Genomic DNA, 19,289 nt, shown 5'->3' on the forward strand with positions numbered 1-19,289 from the left:
TTTTAGCTTTTTTAATAACTATCATTTTATTTTATAAATACTATAAAAGTAATCATAAGAGCCCTGTTAGAAATTTATTAATAATAACTGGACTTTTTCTTTTTATTTTTCTATCTTCAATACTTCTAAGCGGTCATTTTTACGATCTGTCCTGGGATGGGCAGGCATACCAGCAGGAAGCCATTATACAGCTGGACCAAGGGTGGAACCCTCATCTTGATAATCCTCTTTCAGATAAAGTAAACAGGGCAATATGGATTAATCATTATGCTAAAGGACCTTGGATTCTTGCAGCTACGATATATCATCTGAACAATCATATTGAACAAGGAAAAGCATTTAACCTGCTTTTAATTATTTCTGTTTTTTTAATTTCTTTATCTGTTCTGAACCCCTTCTTTAAAAAAAGGGGAACCTGTTTTCTTTTTAGTTTTCTTTTAGCATTCAATCCCGTAAGTGTATACCAGATGTTTAGTTACTATGTTGACGGATTACTATCATCTCTTCTCATTTTATTTTTCTTATTGGCAATCCTTTACATCAGGCATCCCCATTGGTTAAATTTAATTACTATAGCAGCCACTATTGTTTTTATTGTTAATATTAAATTTACAGCACTGGTCTATATAGCTGTATTAAGCTTTGCTTTTTTTCTTTACATTTTCATTAATCAAAGAGAAAAAATAAAACCGGTATTTATAACCCTGGCTGCAGCTTTTATATTGAGTGTAGCAGTAATTGGTTTTAATCCTTATATAACAAACACTGTTAAAAATGGTCATCCTTTTTATCCTCTGGCCGGTAAAAACCCCGTGGATATCATAACCATAAATATGGATAAGAAATTTGTGACTGAAAATAACAGATTTAAAAAATTTATAAAATCAACTTTTTCACCATCAGATAATTCACGAGCTTATCCAATGTTTAAATCTCCATTTGTTATAACCGAGAATGAAATGTATCAATTCTCCGTACCCGATACAAGAATAGGAGGATTTGGCCCTCTGTCTGGGATAATTGCATTACTTTCAGCGGCCTTGTTTGTATATTTGATGTTTGTCCTTGAGGTGAAACAAAGAATTTGGCTGTCTTTTGTTGTATTTTGGTTATCAGTGTCCATTTTTATTAATCCCGAACCATGGTGGGCCCGTTATATACCTCAACTTTGGATTATTCCAGTACTTCTAATATTTTTATCACTGCTTTTCTCACAAAAAAGATTTTACCGAATAATACCGTATGGGTTAGCTGTAATTTTGGCAGCAAATATCTTAATTACTGGCGGATTTAATATTTACAGTTCTTATGTATACAGTAAAATAACAGACCAAGAGTTAAGTGAAGTTGCTTTGTTAAGTAAAAAACATCCTGTCGATGTAACCTTTGGAGCCTTTGCTTCAAATAGAATTAGGTTGAAAGAATCGAACATACATTACAGGGAAGTAAAAAACTTTTACTGCCACAATTCAGCTACTTTCATCCGTTCTTATCTGCAGGTTTGTTTAAAAAACAAACAAGACGCAGTAAGTTTAAATAAAATATTGGAAAAACGACTGATTGTTGATAAATTTGAACATAAAGAGAAATAAAGGAAAACGGCAGAACTACTTGTTCTGCCGTTTTTAAAATTTTGTCTGTAAATAAAAAGAGGATTCTTTATGAATCCCCTCTCAATAGTTATTCCTGTTTTTTATATTCCAAATGGTTTTGAAGTTCATTTCGAACTTCCTTTAAACTTTCTTCATCTGGTGCAAAGTAGTAAACATTATTGATATATTCATCATTACCCTTTAATTTTATAGTTTCAATGTCTTTTGAAGAAAATCCTTTATACTTCTTATAAAAATAAAGAGGTTCTTCTAAACGCATATTAGTTTTAATATTGTCACTCACATGGGAAGCGATTTTATCAATTTTTAAAACATTAGAAGGTGTCGAAGCTTTGTCGATAATTGCTTTTATTAATTCCTTTTGTCGATCATTTCTTCCGAAGTCCCCACGCGGATCCCGTTTTCTCATTCGTGCATAGGCAAGTGCTTCTAAACCATCAAGGTGTTGAGGGCCTTCGTGAAAATAAACTTTTTTCCTAGGATGAGTATCTGTATATTCCCAAAAGTCAAATGGAACATTTACCTTTACACCATCTAAATCATCAACAATGTCCTTAAAACCGTCAAATTGTACTTCTGCATAATAATCTATAGGTATATCGAGGAGGTTTTCGACAGTTTTGATGGTCTCATCCCTGCCACCTGCACCATAAGCACTGTTGATTTTATCCTTTTTGCCTTTTGCTTCAATATAGGTATAAGTATCTCTAGGTATACTTAATAGTTTAATAGTTTTTAAAGAAGGATTAAAAGTGGCTACAATTAAAGAGTCAGTTCTTCCGCCTTTATAACCCGATGAATAGTTTTCAAGGCCCATTAATAAAATGGAAACCGGATCTTTACTTATTTTTACTTCTTTTGTTCTAAAAGCTGAATGGCTTCCTCTATCTAGTCCGCTGTAGGATTTTTCTGCAGCTTTATATGTTTGAAAAGCAACAAATCCAAAATAGGTAGAAGCGGGTACAATTATACAAAGTAATAAGGCAAGCACTAATCTTTTAATCCTTAGCCTAGGCCTTCTCTGCTTTCTTCTGATTCTTGTTGTTTCCATTGATATCTCCTTATATTGTAATCTCGTTTTCCAAGTATATCGAGTCTCCTCGACTTATTTTACCATGAGCATTTGTAAGTTCAATCAGCCAATTTGAAAATTCGACTATTTTTGACTCTTCGACAAAAATTTCTAGTTCAACATCAGCTAAATAATGGATCTCTTTAATTTGATAATTTGATGCTCTAAGTTCATTCTCTAATTTTCCCAGCCATGTGTAGTCAGCTTTTACGTGCATAACTCTCATCAACTTGCGCTCCACTAACCCTGTTGCATTAATGCCTTCTGATGCAGATTTTCCATAAGCGCGTATTAGTCCGCCTGCTCCGAGTTTAATTCCACCAAAGTATCTTGTAACTACTACCACTGTGTCTTTTAGCTTCTTCTTTTTGAGAACTTCGAGAATAGGGACCCCGGCAGTACCGCTTGGTTCGCCGTCATCATTGGCTTTTTGAATATGGTCTTTTTCCCCAATCAGATAAGCTGAACAATTATGTGTAGCATTCCAATGCTTCTTTTTAATTGTCTGTATGAATTCCTGGGCTTGTTCTTCTGTTTCTGCCCGGGAAACCTGCGCGATAAACCTAGATTTCTCAATAATAATTTCGTGTTCGCCATATTCTTTTACTGTATAGTAAGAGGCCAGCATTGGCTTGACTCCTTTCTGGTCTAATTCGCTTACTCCAGAGTCTAATACCTGCAATATCTATTATATTTCGACTTCTTGTCGAATAGTGTAAATTTCAGCGAATGTAAAAAACTTTTAATATTGAGGCATATACAACATGGTATAATAAAAAGGATAATTTCTCACTGGAAGATTTTTTTTTGAAATAATATTAAAGAAAATCTTTCTGGGTCTCTTGGCACTAATGAAGAAGGTTTATTGATTATGTATATAGGCCAAAAGTTATAAAACAGTTGCCTAAGTATAATACTATTTATTGATTTTTTCGGAATTTGGTGTATTTAGGCAGGATATGAATAGTAACATGCCGTAATTAACGATAAAATATGTTAAAGCCAGTGGTTTTTCCGTTGGAGGACTCATAATGACATTAAAGAACTTTGATACCAAGGCTCTAGATCATATTTTAGAAAAAATGATCGAAACAGTTGGAAACAGTAAAGATGAAGTTTTCCGGATTGGCGAGAATTGCCGTCAGGATTTCGAAGCTATTTCAGAGGAGCTAAAAGAGGTCAAGCTGCAGGTCGCCAGGACCATTAGTGAAGGGGACCATCTAGACACACAGGCTCGTTTTGCACGTAAGCGTCTTTCGGAAGTTAGCATGCATTTTAAAAACTACACCGAAGCGGAAGTTCGCGACGCGTATGAAAAGGCGCATAAGCTGCAAATGGATTTGACGCTGAATCGTCAAATCGAAAAACAGCTGCGCGACCGCCGGGATGATCTGGAAAGAAGACTTCTAGGTATTAATGAAACGATTGAAAGAGCCGAACATCTTGTATCACAAATTTCAGTGGTTATGAATTATTTAATGAGTGATTTACGACAAATGGGTGAGATAATCGAAGATGCCAAAATGAAGCAGGACTTTGGCCTAAAGATCATTGAAGCGCAGGAGGAAGAGAGAAAGCGTCTATCGCGTGAGATTCATGATGGACCTGCTCAAATGCTCGCAAATGTTATGATGCGCTCTGATTTGATTGAGCGAGTTTACAGGGAAAGAGGGCCAGAAGAAGCTCTCGGCGAAATCCGTAGCTTCAAACAGATGGTCAGATCTTCTTTATATGAGGTCAGAAGAATTATTTACGATCTTCGTCCGATGGCTTTGGACGATCTTGGTCTTGTCCCTACACTAAAAAAATACTTACAAACGATCGAAGAATATCATAAGAAAACAGTGATTTCCTTTAAAAACCTTGGCCAGGAACGGCGTCTTCCATCTAAATATGAGGTGGCACTTTTCAGGCTTATACAGGAATCTGTGCAAAATGCATTGAAACATGCGGAAGCAAAGGAAATTCAAGTGAAACTTGAAATATGCAAAGAGGCCATAACTGTCACTGTTAAAGATGACGGGAAAGGTTTTGACAAGAATCAAAGAAGGAACGATTCATTCGGCTTAATTGGCATGAAAGAACGCGTTGACTTATTGGAAGGCCAAATCACAATTGATTCCAAAAAAGGTGCAGGCACACTTGTCATGATCCAAATACCGATATTAGACAAAGATTAGAAGGATACAGGGAGGCGAAGGGTTTTGGCTACAAAAATTGTCATTATTGATGACCACCAATTATTTCGTGAAGGTGTAAAAAGGATACTAGAATTTGAAAAATCATTTCAGGTTGTGGCAGAAGGTGATGACGGAAGCCAGGCTCTTGACTTAATAGAGGAGCACCAGCCGGATGTTGTCATTATGGACATCAATATGCCTCATGTAAATGGTGTTGAGGCGACAGGAATGATTACAGAAAAATACCAGGATGCAAAGGTTATCATTCTCTCTATACATGATGATGAAAACTATGTTATGCATGCACTGCAAACAGGTGCAAGGGGCTATCTTCTTAAGGAGATGGATGCAGATGCACTGATTGAGGCAGTTAAAGTAGTAGCTGATGGGGGTTCGTATCTTCACGCACGGGTAACTCATAATTTGGTGAATGAATATCGCCGTCTGCTTGCCAGCGGTGAAGAGGCTGTTTCAACAGGCCTTCGTGGCATTGAAATTCGCCGCCCGCTTCATCTGTTGACTCGTCGTGAGTGTGAAGTTCTTCAGATGCTTGCTGACGGTAAGAGCAATCGTGGTATCGGTGAAGCGTTATTTATCAGTGAAAAGACAGTTAAAAACCATGTCAGCAATATTTTACAAAAAATGAATGTAAACGACCGTACACAAGCTGTAGTCGTTGCTATTAAAAACGGCTGGGTGGAAGTAAGGTAAATATTGTGGTGATCCCCTTCGCGGTTTACGGAGGGGATTTTTTGTGTTTCGTATAAACTAATGCAAATTTATTCCTTTTCATATAGAATTAATCACGTACATATAGTAGATAAAAAGGACAAGGAAGGTATCACTTTTATGAAAACGGCAATCGTAACGGATAGTACAGCATACATTCCGAAAGAATTGCGCGATAAATGGAACATACATATGATCCCTTTGAATGTGATTTTTGGAAATGAAGTTTATCAGGAAGAAGTAAATATAAATTCAACTGAATTTTTTGAAGAAGTAAGAAATCGCGAGCTGCCGACCACATCACAGCCGCCTGTTGGCCAATTTGTAGAGTTGTTTGAAAGGCTAGGACAGAAATTTGATGCGGTAATCAGCATTCATTTGTCCAGCGGGATCAGTGGAACCTATCAGGGTGCGGTTTCCGCAGCAGGTATGGTAGAGAATGTGAAGGTCTATCCATATGATTCTGAAATCAGCTGCATGGTCCAGGGGTTTTATGCTTTAGAGGCAGCTGAGTGGGCAGAACGTGGTGAGGATGCGGAGGCGATAATCCGCCGTTTGGATGAAATGAAGCAGTCTGTACGAGCTTATTTTATGGTGGATGATCTGAGTAATTTGCAGCGGGGCGGCAGGTTGTCCAGCGCTCAGGCCTTTGTCGGAAGTCTCCTGCAGGTTAAACCGCTTCTTCATTTTGTAGTTAAGAAAATTGTTCCTTTTGAAAAAATAAGGACTCGTAAGAAGGCGATGAAGAGGATTGTTGATTTGCTTGGTGCAGATGCTGCAAGCGGGGAAGAGTATAAGGCAGTTATCATTCACGCCAATCGCGAGCAGGAAGCAATTGAATGGCGTGAAGAGCTACAGGCTGAATATCCAAACGTTGAATTCTTGATTGGCTACTTCGGCGCAGTTATCGGTACCCACCTTGGCGAAGGTGCTATGGGTATGGGCTGGGTGAAAAAATGATATAATGAGTTGCCCTTCCGGCGAGCCGGAAGGGCTTTTATATTTTGGGGTTTGGCGGAATAACAGGTGAATTTGGCGGCGGAATACTCCTTTAGGTTCGCGGAATTAGGATAAAACTCAGCGGAATAAGTTCTCAACTCCGCGGAATAAAAACTAGTTTCCGCGGAATAGAATCAATCTGGTAATTTAAGACTCAAAAAGTTAATAAATTTACCTGCCAGTTCTGCAGGAAATCTATATCCTCAACGAGAAATATAAAATATAGAAAGGAGGAACAACTTTTGAATGCCAATAAGCGGTCTAAACCTCACAAATTACTCGTTTTGGAGGTATTAAAGAACGGTCGGTTATCGCCAAATCATTTGAAAATGCCTATTATCGAAGAAGAGCTTTTTAAAAGAACGGCAGGTTATAAAGGCGAGGTTGCAGTAGACTATTATCTTAAATTTCTTCCACAAAAAGAATATACGATTTTTTATGGTTTGCGATTACCCTATGAAGATACTTATTTTCAAATTGACACTTTACTCCTCTCAAAGAAATTGGCTATCATTCTTGAAATAAAAAATATTTCCGGTATCTTGTATTTTGATCAGAAGAGCGAGCAGATGATAAGAATTGGCTCTGATGGCAATGAACAGGGCTTTGAAGATCCCCTCTCACAGGCCAAAAGACAGCAAAGGCTGCTCAAACTATTTATTAAGCAGAACGGACTTCCTGATCTGCCCATAGAATATTTAATTGTTATCAGTCGACCTTCCACCATCCTAAAACCACTTGGATCCCCAATATTCCATAAAGTATGCCATGCCCACTCGTTAAACCTCAAAATAGAACAAATAGAGAATTCCCATCGAAAAGAAACCCTGGAAAATAAAACAATTCAAAAAGCTAGCCGCCTTCTTTTGAAAAAACATGAACCTGAGCGCTGTGACATCCAAAAACTCTATCAAATTGAAAAGTCTGATATATTGACTGGTGTTCGCTGCCCTGCTTGTTCTAAGTTAGGTATGGATTATCATCGCGGAAAGTGGAAATGTCTTCAATGTGGAACATTCTCAAATGACGCTTATCTTGAAACTCTCAACGAGTACTATCTGCTGTTTGGATCTGCAATAACTAATTCTGAAATGCGTCGTTTTCTTCATCTTCCATCAAGCGATATCAGTCAAAAAATCCTGAAGTCTATCAATTTGCCCTCCTCAGGTTCCACCAGAGGGAGAGTATATGAATTAAGGAAGTGTTTTTATGTTGAAAAATGAACTCCAATCAATCCTCTCCGGCAAGCAGCTGCTCCTGGATGACCTTCCGATTTCACCTTCCAATCTCCACGGTTATGATGAGGTCACATACCGAAAAGGTATCACTTATAAAAATAAAAAGCCTTTTTGTGTCCGTTGTGGTAATTCAGACCCTGAATGGTTGGCTTCTTTCCCGTGCGCCCGTTGCGGGAATACTGAAGTCTACTGCCGGAAGTGTATTATGATGGGCAGGGTTAGCGGGTGTACGGAACTTATTGGATGGAGCGGACCCCCGCCAGAAATTCTTCTTCCCGATAGAATTCTCGAATGGAACGGCACCTTGTCAGAAGGGCAGCAAAGCGCTTCTCAGAGAGTAACAGAAGCAATTCGTGAAAATAGAGAACTACTCGTATGGGCAGTGTGCGGGGCGGGGAAGACAGAAATTCTTTTTCAGGGTATTGAGTCAGCACTTGCAGATAAAAAAAGAGTCTGCATTGCCACCCCCAGGACAGATGTTGTCATAGAATTAGTTCCCCGCTTCAAATCAGCTTTTCCCAATATTCCTATTGCTGCATTGTACGGCGGCAGTGAGGACCGTCATATTTACGCTCCGCTAACCATTTCAACTACTCACCAGCTTCTCCGTTTTTATCACGCCTTCGACACGCTTATTCTTGATGAAGTAGATGCTTTTCCCTATACAGTGGAAGAATCACTTAAGTATGCCGCGGTCCAAGCAAGAAAGCTGGAATCTGCGATGATTTATCTTACCGCAACTCCAAGCACGAAGTGGCAAAGGGAGTGCCGTTCTGGAAAGAGAGATTATGTTACAATCCCTGCACGGTTTCACCGCCATCCCCTGCCTGTTCCTCGATTTGAATGGTGCGGTAATTGGAAAAAGCTTTTAACTAAGGGAAAAATGCCTGCGACGGTTTGCAAATGGGTTCAACAGAGACTTGAAGTGAATAAACAATCTTTAATCTTTTTTCCTAACATCAAACGCATGGAAAAAGCTATACCTATTCTCCGAGAGTTTAATGCCAATATAGAATCAGTTCATGCTGAAGACCCGGACCATAAGGAGAAGGTCCAAAATATGCGTGATAACAAAATTCGTATCATGCTCACAACCACCATTCTAGAACGCGGAGTAACTTTCCCTAATATTGATGTTGCTGTAATAGGTGCTGAAGAAGACATTTTTACCGAAAGTACACTTGTCCAAATTGCTGGAAGAGCGGGGAGGAGCGCCAATTTTCCAACTGGGGATGTTACTTTTTTTAATTACGGAAAAACTGAGTCTATGTTAAGGGCGAGGAAACAGATAGTCATGATGAATCAGGAGGCCGTAAAGAAGGGATTGGTCGATCTATGAACCTGTTTCGAGCTGACCGCTGCCTCCTGTGTCATGAAATAATTAACTTGCCTGTGGGCTGGGTTTCCCTGTTCTCACCTGAAAAAGAAAAACTGTTATGTTCGGATTGCGAGGGGAAACTACAGCCGATTTCAGGAGAAACCTGCAGGTTATGCTGTCGCATACTGAATGAATTTAGAAGAGAGGACCTATGCATTGATTGCGTTCGCTGGGAAGAAGACCCTGAATGTCAAGGAGTGCTTGAAAGAAATACCTCCCTCTATGTTTATAATGATTTTTTAAAAGAAACAATAGCTCGTTTCAAGTATCGTGGTGACTATGCAATAGCAAAAGCCTTCAGCGAATCTATTAAAGAAAAGATTGAGGGAGACTTATTTATTCCCATCCCCCTAAGCGAAGAGCGTCTTTATGAACGGGGATTCAACCAGTCTGAAGCTCTTCTTGATGCAGCAGGCATCCCGGCCACGTTAGGCATCCTCAGTCGAATTCACACGGAAAAACAATCAAAGAAAACCCGCACCGAACGAATCCGCCTTCCTCAAGTTTTTCAAATCAAACAAGAAGCAAAGATTATTGGTAAAAAAATTGTCCTTATTGACGATATATATACTACAGGATCAACAATTCGGCATGCTGCTAAACTTTTAAAAGAAGCGGGAGCAAAGAGCGTGGTGTCATTTACTCTAGCAAGAGGCTGAACTATAGAAACAGGGGGATGTAGGATGGAGAATTTATCAAACTGTCCTAATTGCAATGAAATTTTTGTGAAAAGTCAGTTTAGAGATGTTTGTCAGAAATGCTGGAAAAAGGAAGAGGAAGATTATGAAACGGTCTTCAAGTTCATGCGCAGACGGGAAAATCGTGCCGCAACGGTTGAACAAATCTTCACACAAACAGGGGTTAGTGAAGAGCTCATTTATAAATTTGTTAAAAAGGGGCGTCTCCAAACAGCGCAATTCCCGAATTTAGGTTATCCATGTGATAAATGCGGTCATATAATCAAAACCGGGAAGCTTTGCGAAAAATGCCAGGATGAATTAAGAACAGACCTGAACGAGCATGATAAAAAGGAACTCCGAAGGCAGGAAATCGCCAAGCGAGAGAGAGCAACATATTATACTTCTAAGGAGAGATGAGCTGCATAATCATATGCAGCTTATTTTTCTAGGTAAATTTTACTTATTAATATAAAATATATAAAAAGTGACTGGTTTTATCCGATAATACTTATAGGGGAAAATGTCCGGGATGGAAGAGAGGTTATAACTATGAAGATTAATAATTTTGGAACTCAGGGAGTTAATCCTTACAAACGCCAAATGAACAAGATCGACAATATTAGTAAAACCACCGGAAAAACAGCCGATAAAGTGGAGATTTCTTCTGCTGCAAAAGAGCTTCAGGAAGTTTCCCAGGTCGCCAAAGAGCGACAGGAAAAAATTGATCAGCTTAAAATACAGGTGGAAAACGGCACCTATAAAGTGGATGCTAAAGGAACCGCTAAAAACATGGTGAATTTTTTCAAAAAGTAAAAGCGGGGAGGGGATAACATGGATTCTGAAAAATTGATTGCTGTGATGGAAAAGCTTTTGAAGCTGCATCTAAGTCTTCACAGCCTGGCAGAACGGAAAACTGACATCGTAAAAAAAGGAGATATGGATGCCCTTACCCAGCTATTAAAGGAAGAACAGGCCCATATTGCGGCAATTAATAAATTTGAAGGTGAGCGGGAGAGCATTGCTTCCCGCCTTGTTCCTGTCCTGAAAAAGCCCTCCTTATCAGATTGCCTGGATGTTCTGGAGGGAGCGGAGAAGGAAAAACTGCAGGAAGTCCGTTCAGAACTTATTGATGCGGTTTTACAAATTAAACAAAAAAATGGCTTAAACCAGCAGTTGATTTATCAATCATTACAATTTGTAAATCTTTCTCTGGATCTAATTGCTCCTCAAAACGAAGAATTTAATTATGGTCCAACGGCAGGAAAGGCAAGCAGTGCCATACGGCCATCAGCAGTATTTAATTCGAAAGCTTAATGTGGAGGAAACATCATGCGTTCAACCTTTATGGGATTAGAAATAGCACGCCGGGGAATGTTTACCCAGCAGACGGCGTTACATACAACAGGACAAAACGTGGCAAATGCCAGTACACCCGGATATTCCAGACAGAGGGTGAACTTTACTCAAACAGAGCCTTATCCTGGGAAAGGCATGAATATGCCTCAAATGCCCGGCCAAATGGGAACAGGTGTACAGGCGGATTCCATTCAGCGGGTAAGGGAAAGCTTCCTGGATACCCAGTACAGAGCTGAAAGTAATAAACTTGGCCATTGGGAGTCCCGTTCTGAATCCTTGAGCAAAATGGAAAATATCATGAACGAGCCATCCGATTCAGGATTGTCTTATACCATGAACCAGTTCTGGCAATCTTTACAGGACCTGGAGACCGATCCTACTAATTCGGGGGCGAGATCGGTAGTCCGACAGCGTGGTGAAGCTGTCGTTGAAACATTCAACTACCTGTCCAATTCGCTTTCAACGATTCAAAAGGATGAAAAGGACCAGATTGATGTGACGGTAAAAGAAGTAAATTCACTTGTTTACCAGCTTAATAATGTTAACCAGCAAATTGGCAGTGTGGAACCACACGGCTATCTGCCGAATGATTTATACGATGAGCGGGACCGCCTAATCGATCAGCTTTCATCAATGGTAAACATTAAAGTATCTTATACAGGTTCCGGTGGTAATCCTGCCCCGAATGCTGAGGGGCAGGCGACAGTTAAAATGGTTTCCGATAATGGATCAGAGCTTGGAATCCTATTGAGTAGTGCGGGGGCTAACGAATTGAAGGTTAATTACGACGGAGCAGAAGATTCATCCGTCAAAACTATAGAAATCGGCCAGGATAAGGTTGATTTTTCAAAAATGAATTCAAGCGGTAAGCTTTCCGCGTTGATTCAATCCTACGGCTATGATGATAATGGCAAGTCGACCGGAATATATACAGATATGATTTCAAAGCTTGACCAGATGGCATATACGTTTGCAAATGAGTTTAACTCAATCCATGAAAAAGGATTCAGCCCAAATGAAATAAGCTCCAAAACGAGTAAAGACATTTTGTTTTTTGCAGACCCGGGCAGTAATTCCAAAGGATTTGCTGGCAGGATTCAGATTTCGGATGATATCAAAAACAGCCTAGATAACATTGCAACTGCTGGCGGAAATGACGTAACCAAAGCGACTCTTGGGGACGGAAGCAATGTAACCGCCCTGGCAGATGTTTTCAATCAGAAGATGGAGTACGAGCTGAATGGACAAACCGACTTCCGCAGCTTTTTTCAGGGCGTGATCGGCGGAATGGCGGTTATGTCCCAGGAAGCAACGCGGCTATCGAATAACAGCAGCACATTAAAGCAGGCAGTTGATGACAAACGCCAGTCAGTGAGCTCGGTTTCACTGGATGAAGAAATGACGAATATGATTCAATTTCAGCATGCATACAATGCTTCAGCAAGAATGATTACTCTGCAGGACGAAATGCTGGATAAAATTATTAACGGCATGGGAGCCGGCGGAAGGTAGGTAAAGTAAATGCGTATCACTCAATCGATGCTTGCGTCCAATTCTTTGCGTAATCTTAGCAACAGCTATTTGAAGATGGGCAAGTACCAGGACCAGCTTTCGACCGGCAAAAAAATTACCAAGCCATCGGATGACCCGGTTGTGGCTATGAAAGGGATGTACTATCGTACTGATCTTGTCCAGGTTGAACAGTACCAGCGGAATTTATCAGAACTTCATCTGTGGATGGATAACTCCGAAGCGGGAATGGAGCAGGCGAACAGCGGTCTGCAAAGAATCCGTGAGCTGGTTGTCCAGGGGCAGAATGGATCTCTCACTCCAGAAGACAGAAAAGCTCTGGGAAGTGAGATTAACCAAATCAAACAAGACCTTGTAAAAACAGGCAATACGCAAATCGCTGGCAGATATATTTTTCACGGCAATGATGTTATGAACCCGCCGGTTGCCCAGGAAGACCCGCCTGTAGTAGCAGCTAATTTGACTGACCCTGCCATTAACAATTACAATGTTGAAGTTTCCCAGGGAGTAAGTATGAAGGCCAATGTGAATCCTGCTAATGTATTCAGCCAGGAGTTATTCAATGTAGTTGGCAGCATTCAGAATGCGCTTCAAAATAATACTCCAGGCGATTTGAACAGCTTGCTTGGCCGGCTAGATAAGGTAATGGATACGATGTCAGCGGAGCGTTCCGATTTAGGGGCGCGTTCCAACCGGCTGGATATGATTGAAAACCGTCTCGGCCAGCAAAGCGTGATGGCGAACCAGGTTCTATCAGATAATGAAGATGCGGACATTGAAAAGGTTATCATGGACCTGACTACGCAGGAAAGCGTTCACCGGGCTGCATTAAGCGTAGGATCACGAATAATTCAGCCAACATTAATAGACTTTTTACGATAAAGCTATTCGCTCTGAATAGCTTTTTTTACTAGGAGGAGTTGTTAATGAGACTTCCGCAAATAAGTATGCAATCAACCTTTGCGCAAATTGATATTCGCTCGCAAAGAGGCCAGCTTGAAATCCATCAGCAGCCCGCGGATTTAAGCATCCAGCAGCCAAAAGCCGAAATGCAGGTAAACAATATTCCATCAAGGCTGACGATCGACCAAACGAGGGCGCGGGCGGATGTCGATCTTAAAAGTGCATCGATGAGGATCGAAGAGGCTGCACAACAGGGTCATCAGGATCTTCTTGCGGGAATTGCCCGCCGTGCACAAGATGGCGAAGAGCTGATGAAGATTGAAAATGGACGTGGGGCGATCGCCCGCCAGGCAAAGCGGAACAGCGAGACACCGCAATACGATTTCAAAATCGGTTGGATTCCCTCCCCAGGCAGCGTACAAATCAATTATGATCCTGGCAGGCTGGATATTAATTGGAGAGTACATAAGCCAATCATCGACAGCCGAATCCATCAGCCAATGATTAATTACTATCGAGGAAATGTCGATATTAATATGAAGCAGTATCAGTCGTTAAAAATTGATTTTGATAACTTGAATTTTATCGGAATCAATTATGAGCAGACTATATAAAGTGAGGATGACATTATGCTAATTAACACGAAATATCATGATGAAATAGAAATTAACAAAGAGGATATTCTGCATTTTGAAAAGGGAATGCCGGGTTTTCAAGAGGAAAAGGAATTTATCATTCTGCCTTTATCGGAAGATAATACGTTCTCTGTCATGCAATCGGTCACGACACCATTTTTGGCATTTGTAGTGGCAAGCCCGTTTCCTTTTATAAAAGAATATGATTTTAAGCTTGAAGATTCAATATTAGAAGAATTGGAGCTTAAAACAGAGAAAGATGTTGTGGTATTTTCCATCTTAACGGTTCATGAGCCGTTTGAAAAAACGACCGCCAACCTGCAGGCCCCGGTTATTATTAATGCTTCCAATCAAAAAGCGAAGCAAGTCATCTTAAATAATGAACAGTATAAAACGAAACATCCAATCTTCCAGAAAGGGTGACTTCCATGTTAGTGCTAACGAGAAAGAACGGAGAAACCATCAAGATTGGTGATGACATCGAAATCACCATCATCTCTTCTAAAAATGACCAGGTAAAAATCGGCATCAATGCCCCAAAAAATGTCGAGATTTTAAGGAAAGAAATCTACGACCAAATCTTAAGTGAAAACGAACAGGCTTCAAAAGATATATCAGGATTAATAAATTTCTTCAAAAAAGAACAAAATGATACAAAAAATTAGAAAAAACTATTAAACATTGTTTCTTCCAGTCGATATTAATAGCAAGAGGGAATAAGGGCGGCCGACCTTATCGACTCCAACCAATCTAATAGTTCACAAGGACGTGAACTTAAAATTCAAGGAGGAAACATATAATGCAAATCAATCACAATCTTGCAGCGTTAAATACTTACAACAGATTGAATTCTGCAACAAACGCTCAATCTAAATCTATGGAAAAACTATCTTCAGGTCTTCGCATCAACCGTGCGGGTGACGATGCCGCTGGTCTTGCGATTTCTGAAAAAATGCGTGGACAAATCCGCGGATTAGATCAAGCTGGACGTAACGCTCAAGACGGAATTTCATTAATTCAAACTGCTGAAGGTGCTTTAAACGAAACTCACGATATCTTGCAACGAGTACGTGAATTAACAGTTCAATCTAACAATGGTACAAACAACTCTGACGATTTAGATGCAGTTCAAAAAGAAATTGATCAATTAAACTCAGAGACAAATCGAATTGCTGATAAAACGCAGTTTAATACGAAAAACCTATTGGATGGTTCACTTGGAGTTAAAGCAGCAGATGGCACTGCTACCATTGCAAGTTTAACAGCAGCTGGTATTACTGCAGATGTAGCAGGTGCAAAAAGTGGATCTACTCTAACATTTGCTTTGGATACAACTAATAATACAGTTTCAGTTTCAGACGGCACAACAACACAAGTATTAAGCCAAGACCCTACAGCTGTAAAAGCGGGTTCAACATTGAATTTTGATAAAGTAGGAGTTTCATTAAATTTTTCTGCTGATAAAGATTTAACTAAATATGATGGAACTAATACACTGAATAGTTTAGACATTAAAACTTCCGGAACTGGTTTAAGCTTCCAAATTGGTGCAAATGGTTCTACAACTCTTGATATTAGTATTAACAGCATGAAAGCTTCTGATCTTGGTAAGGGAACTGGCAATGCAAATGTTACAGATCTAAGCAAAGTCAATGTTAAAACTCAATCATTTGATGAAAATATTAAAGCAATTGACCAAGCGATTAAAGATGTTTCTTCACAACGTGCTCAATTAGGTGCTTGGCAAAACCGTTTAGAACATACAATCAACAACTTAAGCACTTCTTCTGAAAACCTAACTGCTGCAGAATCACGTGTACGTGACGTTGATTATGCTTTAGCTGCCTAGGCAGTGACAAGCACAGTCGTCCTGGCTGGTAACGGCCAGTGAGTATTATCGGGTGAATTGCTGGAAACCCCTTAGAGCTTTTCTTACCACAGCGTAGCTGGAAACGGCAGATGTAATGGTTTGAAAAAAGAAAAGATTGGGCAATCAGCAGCCAAGCTCCTGTTCCGAAAGGATGGAGAAGGTTCAACGACTAGGATAAACCATCTAAGGCGAAAAGCTATGGTGATGAAATCCGTAGGTGAAGCAATGGGGTTCAACATTGTCGATCCGAAGTGCCCGACCCCTACTAGATTTATATAGAGGGTGAAGATGTAGTCTAGTCATTTATGAAAGTAAATGTTCGCACGATGGCGAAAGAAATGATGAACCAAACTAAGAACTCTATCCTTGGTCAAGCTGCACAAGCTATGTTGGCGCAAGCGAACCAACAGCCTCAAGGTGTTCTTCAATTATTACGTTAATCTTTATATTAAAGGAGATCTTAGTTTTTCTAAGGTCTCTTTTTATTTTGGATTAATTTCCCTTTAATTTTATTGTTCTTATCCGATATTAATAGAAGAGATAATAGAATGATAGGTGTTAAAAATGATAATTAATCATAATATGTCGGCATTAAGGGCCTTAAATCAAATAAAAAATAGTACGAGAAAATCTGGTGAAAGTATAGAAAAATTGTCTTCTGGCTTAAGAATTAATAAAGCGGCTGATGATGCTGCCGGGTTGGCAATCTCAGAAAAGATGAGGGCACAGATAAGAGGGTTAGAGCAAGCTCATAGAAATGCTCAGGACGGCATCTCCCTTATTCAAACAGCGGAAGGTGGATTATCTCAAATTATTGATCCACCACTTCAGAGAATGAGGGAACTGGCGGTTCAAGCCAGTAATGATACATTAACCAATGACGATCGTATAGCAATTCAACAAGAATTTGAGCAAATGAAGGCCTCTATTGATAACATTGCAGGTTCAACAAAATTTAACGGACTCTCGCTTCTTTCGACCGATTCAATCTCTGTGACTTCATCAATAAATGCTTACGGTGGGACCAGAGTGGAATTATCTACTCTAGTAGGAAATAACCCGACTGAAACAATTAAAAATATCCTTGAAAATTTTCAATTGATAAAATATGGAGAAGTGGGGAACTTTGAAGAAAAATCTATTGCCCAAAATTGGACTTTAAGCCAGTCTACTCCAAATGAAATAACATTAACTAATAATAGTGGTCAAGGTTATCTCCTGGGCTTAAACAGTCCTGGTGGCAATATCGTAGATTCAGGGGGATGGAGTAATAGCTTTACCTTTAATGCGAATCCAGATCCGTTGACCGATATACTTGGTGCTTTTGAAATTTCTGATAATTCAAACCCTAGCGCACCAAGAAATGATTTCATTTTTAGTTTCTTTACTAAAGAAAAACAAACTCTAAATCTACAGATTGGAGCAAATTCTAATAATTCTTTGGGAATCGAAATCAATGATGTCCGGTCAAATTCATTGGGAATAGATGGTCTTTCAATTGTGACGAGTTCCGATTCCACTTCAGCTATTGAAAAAATAGATAAAGCTCTTCAAATCGCTAATACGCAAAGAGCGAAGTTTGGAGCCTTCCAAAATCGTTTAGAACATACTATAAACAATATTGATACATCTTCTGAAAATCTCATTGCTGCCGAGTCTCGAATTCGTGATATCGACATGGCGAAAGAAATCATGAGTGAAACGAAGAGTTCGATTCTCTCTCAAGCTGCTCAAGCAATGTTGGCCCAATCCAATCAATTACCACAGGGCATTTTACAACTCTTAAAGTGAAGTTTGATTTTACATTGAAGGACTGCCATTTAACAAATCTTATTATTGATAAAACAGAAATGCGGTTGTTACAATTTGACTGTAACTGAATCCTGTTTGTATTTTTAAGGAATATAATTTTTCGAGATGCTCTTTTGTCAGGACAATTTGATAGGACATTTTATTTAATTTATTGTTGGACTTTATGATCTGTTGTGAAAACATGATAAACGTCTCTTCATTAATTCCATCTATTATATTATTAATGTCTTTTGTAGGATACGAAATAGCGATGTCAGACGGGAGGTAAATAGTAGTCCGTTTGTTGTTGGAATACTGAGAGGTATTTATATTTGGATTAGAGAGTTTTTTTCTTACCATAGAAGGATGAATAAAGTTGTTGATTATAAATAAAAATCTGTGAATTTGGGGTTGGTCATAAATACATAGCCTATTTTGACCATCAAGGGAAAATTTGAGCTTAAACTTTTTAAAAAGAAGCTTAATCAATTCTTTATTTTCCTCCATTGAAAAGCTATTTGTTGAAAGGATAATTTTTTGGGGCTTACCATTAGCGGCTTTTAAACTGCCATCATCCTGATACCACCATGCTATTGCTTCAGGGGTTAGTACAGCATCAATTAATTTAATAGGTACAACTTTCTTTTTATTCTCATACCAAAGATTCCTTAACAGAATAAAAATATTTGAGGTTTTAGACTGTACATAAATGGATTCAGAAAACCCATTTCTTAGGCGTAAATCAGTTGAATATTTGTATTTAGGAGGTGCTAAGGGGATGAATTCCTTTAGGCAGTCATAACAGAATTCACACCATTCTCTATCTTTAATACTATGTTGAAAGCGTAAGCGGGGTTTTTTGTTCTTTTCAATTGTAAGATTTGCATCTCCTAAAAGTTTGCCGCATATTAAACCAAGCGGACGTTTGGATAACAGCTTTAGAAGATCATTAATGGTATCCATCTTTCACCCCTCCTCAATAAAACAGAATGTATGTTCCTCCTTCTTAATTATAAACCGCCTCAGATTTATTTACAATTATATTGAAAAAGAACCTGTCGGTTGGCAGGTTCTTATCACTAGAATTTACTTTCCGAATAAGTTTTTTTTCGAATGTTGCTTTTCGTTATCTTAAAACTTATGTAAAGAATATGCGGCTTCACTAAGAACTTTGTTTATTGCTAGAAGCATTGTTTCTTTTCCCAAATCCGCATCCCGAATATTTGCCTCAATTTTTGTTAAGTTATTTTGGACATTGAGTTAGTAAGATTGTGTTCTAAGGCTGAATATTGCGTACCAAGTCTTGTAAGCTGCC

The 19,289-nt window shown here is 39.2% G+C and carries 20 protein-coding genes and 1 pseudogene; 18 read left to right on the top strand and 3 right to left on the bottom strand.

The window, feature by feature from the left end; all coding sequences use genetic code 11:
• Positions 1-467: 467 nt before the first annotated feature.
• Positions 468-1,592 carry a hypothetical protein gene (locus tag AC3WR0_RS04765; RefSeq protein WP_492551227.1) on the top strand — a complete coding sequence of 375 codons (1,125 nt, stop codon included), beginning with the start codon at positions 468-470 and terminating at the stop codon, positions 1,590-1,592.
• Between the two features lie 88 nt (positions 1,593-1,680).
• Here AC3WR0_RS04765 and AC3WR0_RS04770 read toward each other — a convergent pair whose 3' ends face one another.
• On the bottom strand, positions 1,681-2,664 hold the full coding sequence (locus AC3WR0_RS04770; RefSeq protein ID WP_492551228.1) for an LCP family protein: 984 nt from the start codon (positions 2,662-2,664) through the stop codon (positions 1,681-1,683).
• A gap of 10 nt (positions 2,665-2,674) precedes the next feature.
• Positions 2,675-3,313, bottom strand: a complete 639-nt coding sequence (locus AC3WR0_RS04775; RefSeq protein WP_492551229.1) for a YigZ family protein — start codon at positions 3,311-3,313, stop codon at positions 2,675-2,677.
• A gap of 403 nt (positions 3,314-3,716) precedes the next feature.
• Between AC3WR0_RS04775 and AC3WR0_RS04780 the strand changes: the two genes are divergently transcribed.
• The 17 genes and pseudogenes from AC3WR0_RS04780 to AC3WR0_RS04860 all read left to right on the top strand — a co-directional run bounded on the left by AC3WR0_RS04780 (position 3,717) and on the right by AC3WR0_RS04860 (position 17,974).
• Positions 3,717-4,865: a sensor histidine kinase gene (locus AC3WR0_RS04780; RefSeq protein WP_492551230.1), complete on the top strand. Its 1,149-nt coding sequence runs from the start codon at positions 3,717-3,719 to the stop codon at positions 4,863-4,865.
• Positions 4,866-4,889: 24 nt separating this feature from the next.
• Positions 4,890-5,576, top strand: coding sequence for a response regulator (locus tag AC3WR0_RS04785; RefSeq protein WP_492551231.1), 687 nt, complete (start codon positions 4,890-4,892; stop codon positions 5,574-5,576).
• Between the two features lie 138 nt (positions 5,577-5,714).
• A complete protein-coding gene (locus tag AC3WR0_RS04790) occupies positions 5,715-6,554 on the top strand; it encodes a DegV family protein (RefSeq protein ID WP_492551232.1) in 840 nt (279 codons plus the stop codon).
• Positions 6,555-6,835: 281 nt separating this feature from the next.
• Positions 6,836-7,816: a nuclease-related domain-containing protein gene (locus AC3WR0_RS04795; protein WP_492551233.1), complete on the top strand. Its 981-nt coding sequence runs from the start codon at positions 6,836-6,838 to the stop codon at positions 7,814-7,816.
• Positions 7,803-9,170, top strand: coding sequence for an ATP-dependent helicase ComFA (locus AC3WR0_RS04800; protein WP_492551234.1), 1,368 nt, complete (start codon positions 7,803-7,805; stop codon positions 9,168-9,170). Before AC3WR0_RS04795 ends, AC3WR0_RS04800 begins: the two co-directional genes overlap by 14 nt.
• On the top strand, positions 9,167-9,868 hold the full coding sequence (locus tag AC3WR0_RS04805) for a ComFC family protein (protein WP_492551235.1): 702 nt from the start codon (positions 9,167-9,169) through the stop codon (positions 9,866-9,868). The genes AC3WR0_RS04800 and AC3WR0_RS04805 overlap by 4 nt, the downstream gene beginning before the upstream one ends.
• A gap of 24 nt (positions 9,869-9,892) precedes the next feature.
• Positions 9,893-10,306, top strand: a complete 414-nt coding sequence (locus AC3WR0_RS04810; RefSeq protein WP_492551236.1) for a TIGR03826 family flagellar region protein — start codon at positions 9,893-9,895, stop codon at positions 10,304-10,306.
• A 132-nt stretch (positions 10,307-10,438) separates the two neighbouring features.
• Positions 10,439-10,702 carry a flagellar biosynthesis anti-sigma factor FlgM gene (gene flgM / locus AC3WR0_RS04815; protein ID WP_492551237.1) on the top strand — a complete coding sequence of 88 codons (264 nt, stop codon included), beginning with the start codon at positions 10,439-10,441 and terminating at the stop codon, positions 10,700-10,702.
• An 18-nt stretch (positions 10,703-10,720) separates the two neighbouring features.
• Positions 10,721-11,203, top strand: a complete 483-nt coding sequence (locus AC3WR0_RS04820) for a flagellar protein FlgN (RefSeq protein WP_492551238.1) — start codon at positions 10,721-10,723, stop codon at positions 11,201-11,203.
• Positions 11,204-11,218: 15 nt separating this feature from the next.
• Positions 11,219-12,757, top strand: a complete 1,539-nt coding sequence (gene flgK / locus AC3WR0_RS04825) for a flagellar hook-associated protein FlgK (RefSeq protein ID WP_492551239.1) — start codon at positions 11,219-11,221, stop codon at positions 12,755-12,757.
• Between the two features lie 9 nt (positions 12,758-12,766).
• A complete protein-coding gene (flgL, locus tag AC3WR0_RS04830; protein WP_492551240.1) occupies positions 12,767-13,657 on the top strand; it encodes a flagellar hook-associated protein FlgL in 891 nt (296 codons plus the stop codon).
• A 44-nt stretch (positions 13,658-13,701) separates the two neighbouring features.
• Positions 13,702-14,292 (top strand): DUF6470 family protein, encoded by a 591-nt coding sequence (locus tag AC3WR0_RS04835; RefSeq protein ID WP_492551241.1) that lies wholly within the window; start codon positions 13,702-13,704, stop codon positions 14,290-14,292.
• Positions 14,293-14,307: 15 nt separating this feature from the next.
• Positions 14,308-14,736 carry a flagellar assembly protein FliW gene (gene fliW, locus AC3WR0_RS04840; protein WP_492551242.1) on the top strand — a complete coding sequence of 143 codons (429 nt, stop codon included), beginning with the start codon at positions 14,308-14,310 and terminating at the stop codon, positions 14,734-14,736.
• A gap of 5 nt (positions 14,737-14,741) precedes the next feature.
• Positions 14,742-14,978 carry a carbon storage regulator CsrA gene (gene csrA, locus AC3WR0_RS04845; protein ID WP_492551243.1) on the top strand — a complete coding sequence of 79 codons (237 nt, stop codon included), beginning with the start codon at positions 14,742-14,744 and terminating at the stop codon, positions 14,976-14,978.
• Between the two features lie 134 nt (positions 14,979-15,112).
• Entirely contained in the window at positions 15,113-16,162 is a 1,050-nt protein-coding gene (locus AC3WR0_RS04850; RefSeq protein ID WP_492551244.1) for a flagellin N-terminal helical domain-containing protein, read from the top strand.
• 347 nt (positions 16,163-16,509) lie between these two features.
• A pseudogene (locus tag AC3WR0_RS04855) lies at positions 16,510-16,623 on the top strand (flagellin); the annotation flags it as partial.
• 124 nt (positions 16,624-16,747) lie between these two features.
• Positions 16,748-17,974, top strand: coding sequence for a flagellin N-terminal helical domain-containing protein (locus AC3WR0_RS04860; protein WP_492551245.1), 1,227 nt, complete (start codon positions 16,748-16,750; stop codon positions 17,972-17,974).
• Positions 17,975-18,016: 42 nt separating this feature from the next.
• On the opposite strand, the gene AC3WR0_RS04865 is transcribed toward AC3WR0_RS04860, so the two are convergent.
• On the bottom strand, positions 18,017-18,937 hold the full coding sequence (locus AC3WR0_RS04865; protein WP_492551246.1) for an endonuclease: 921 nt from the start codon (positions 18,935-18,937) through the stop codon (positions 18,017-18,019).
• Positions 18,938-19,289 lie beyond the last annotated feature (352 nt).

The sequence above is a fragment of the Neobacillus sp. FW104-15D2 genome (assembly GCF_058790155.1).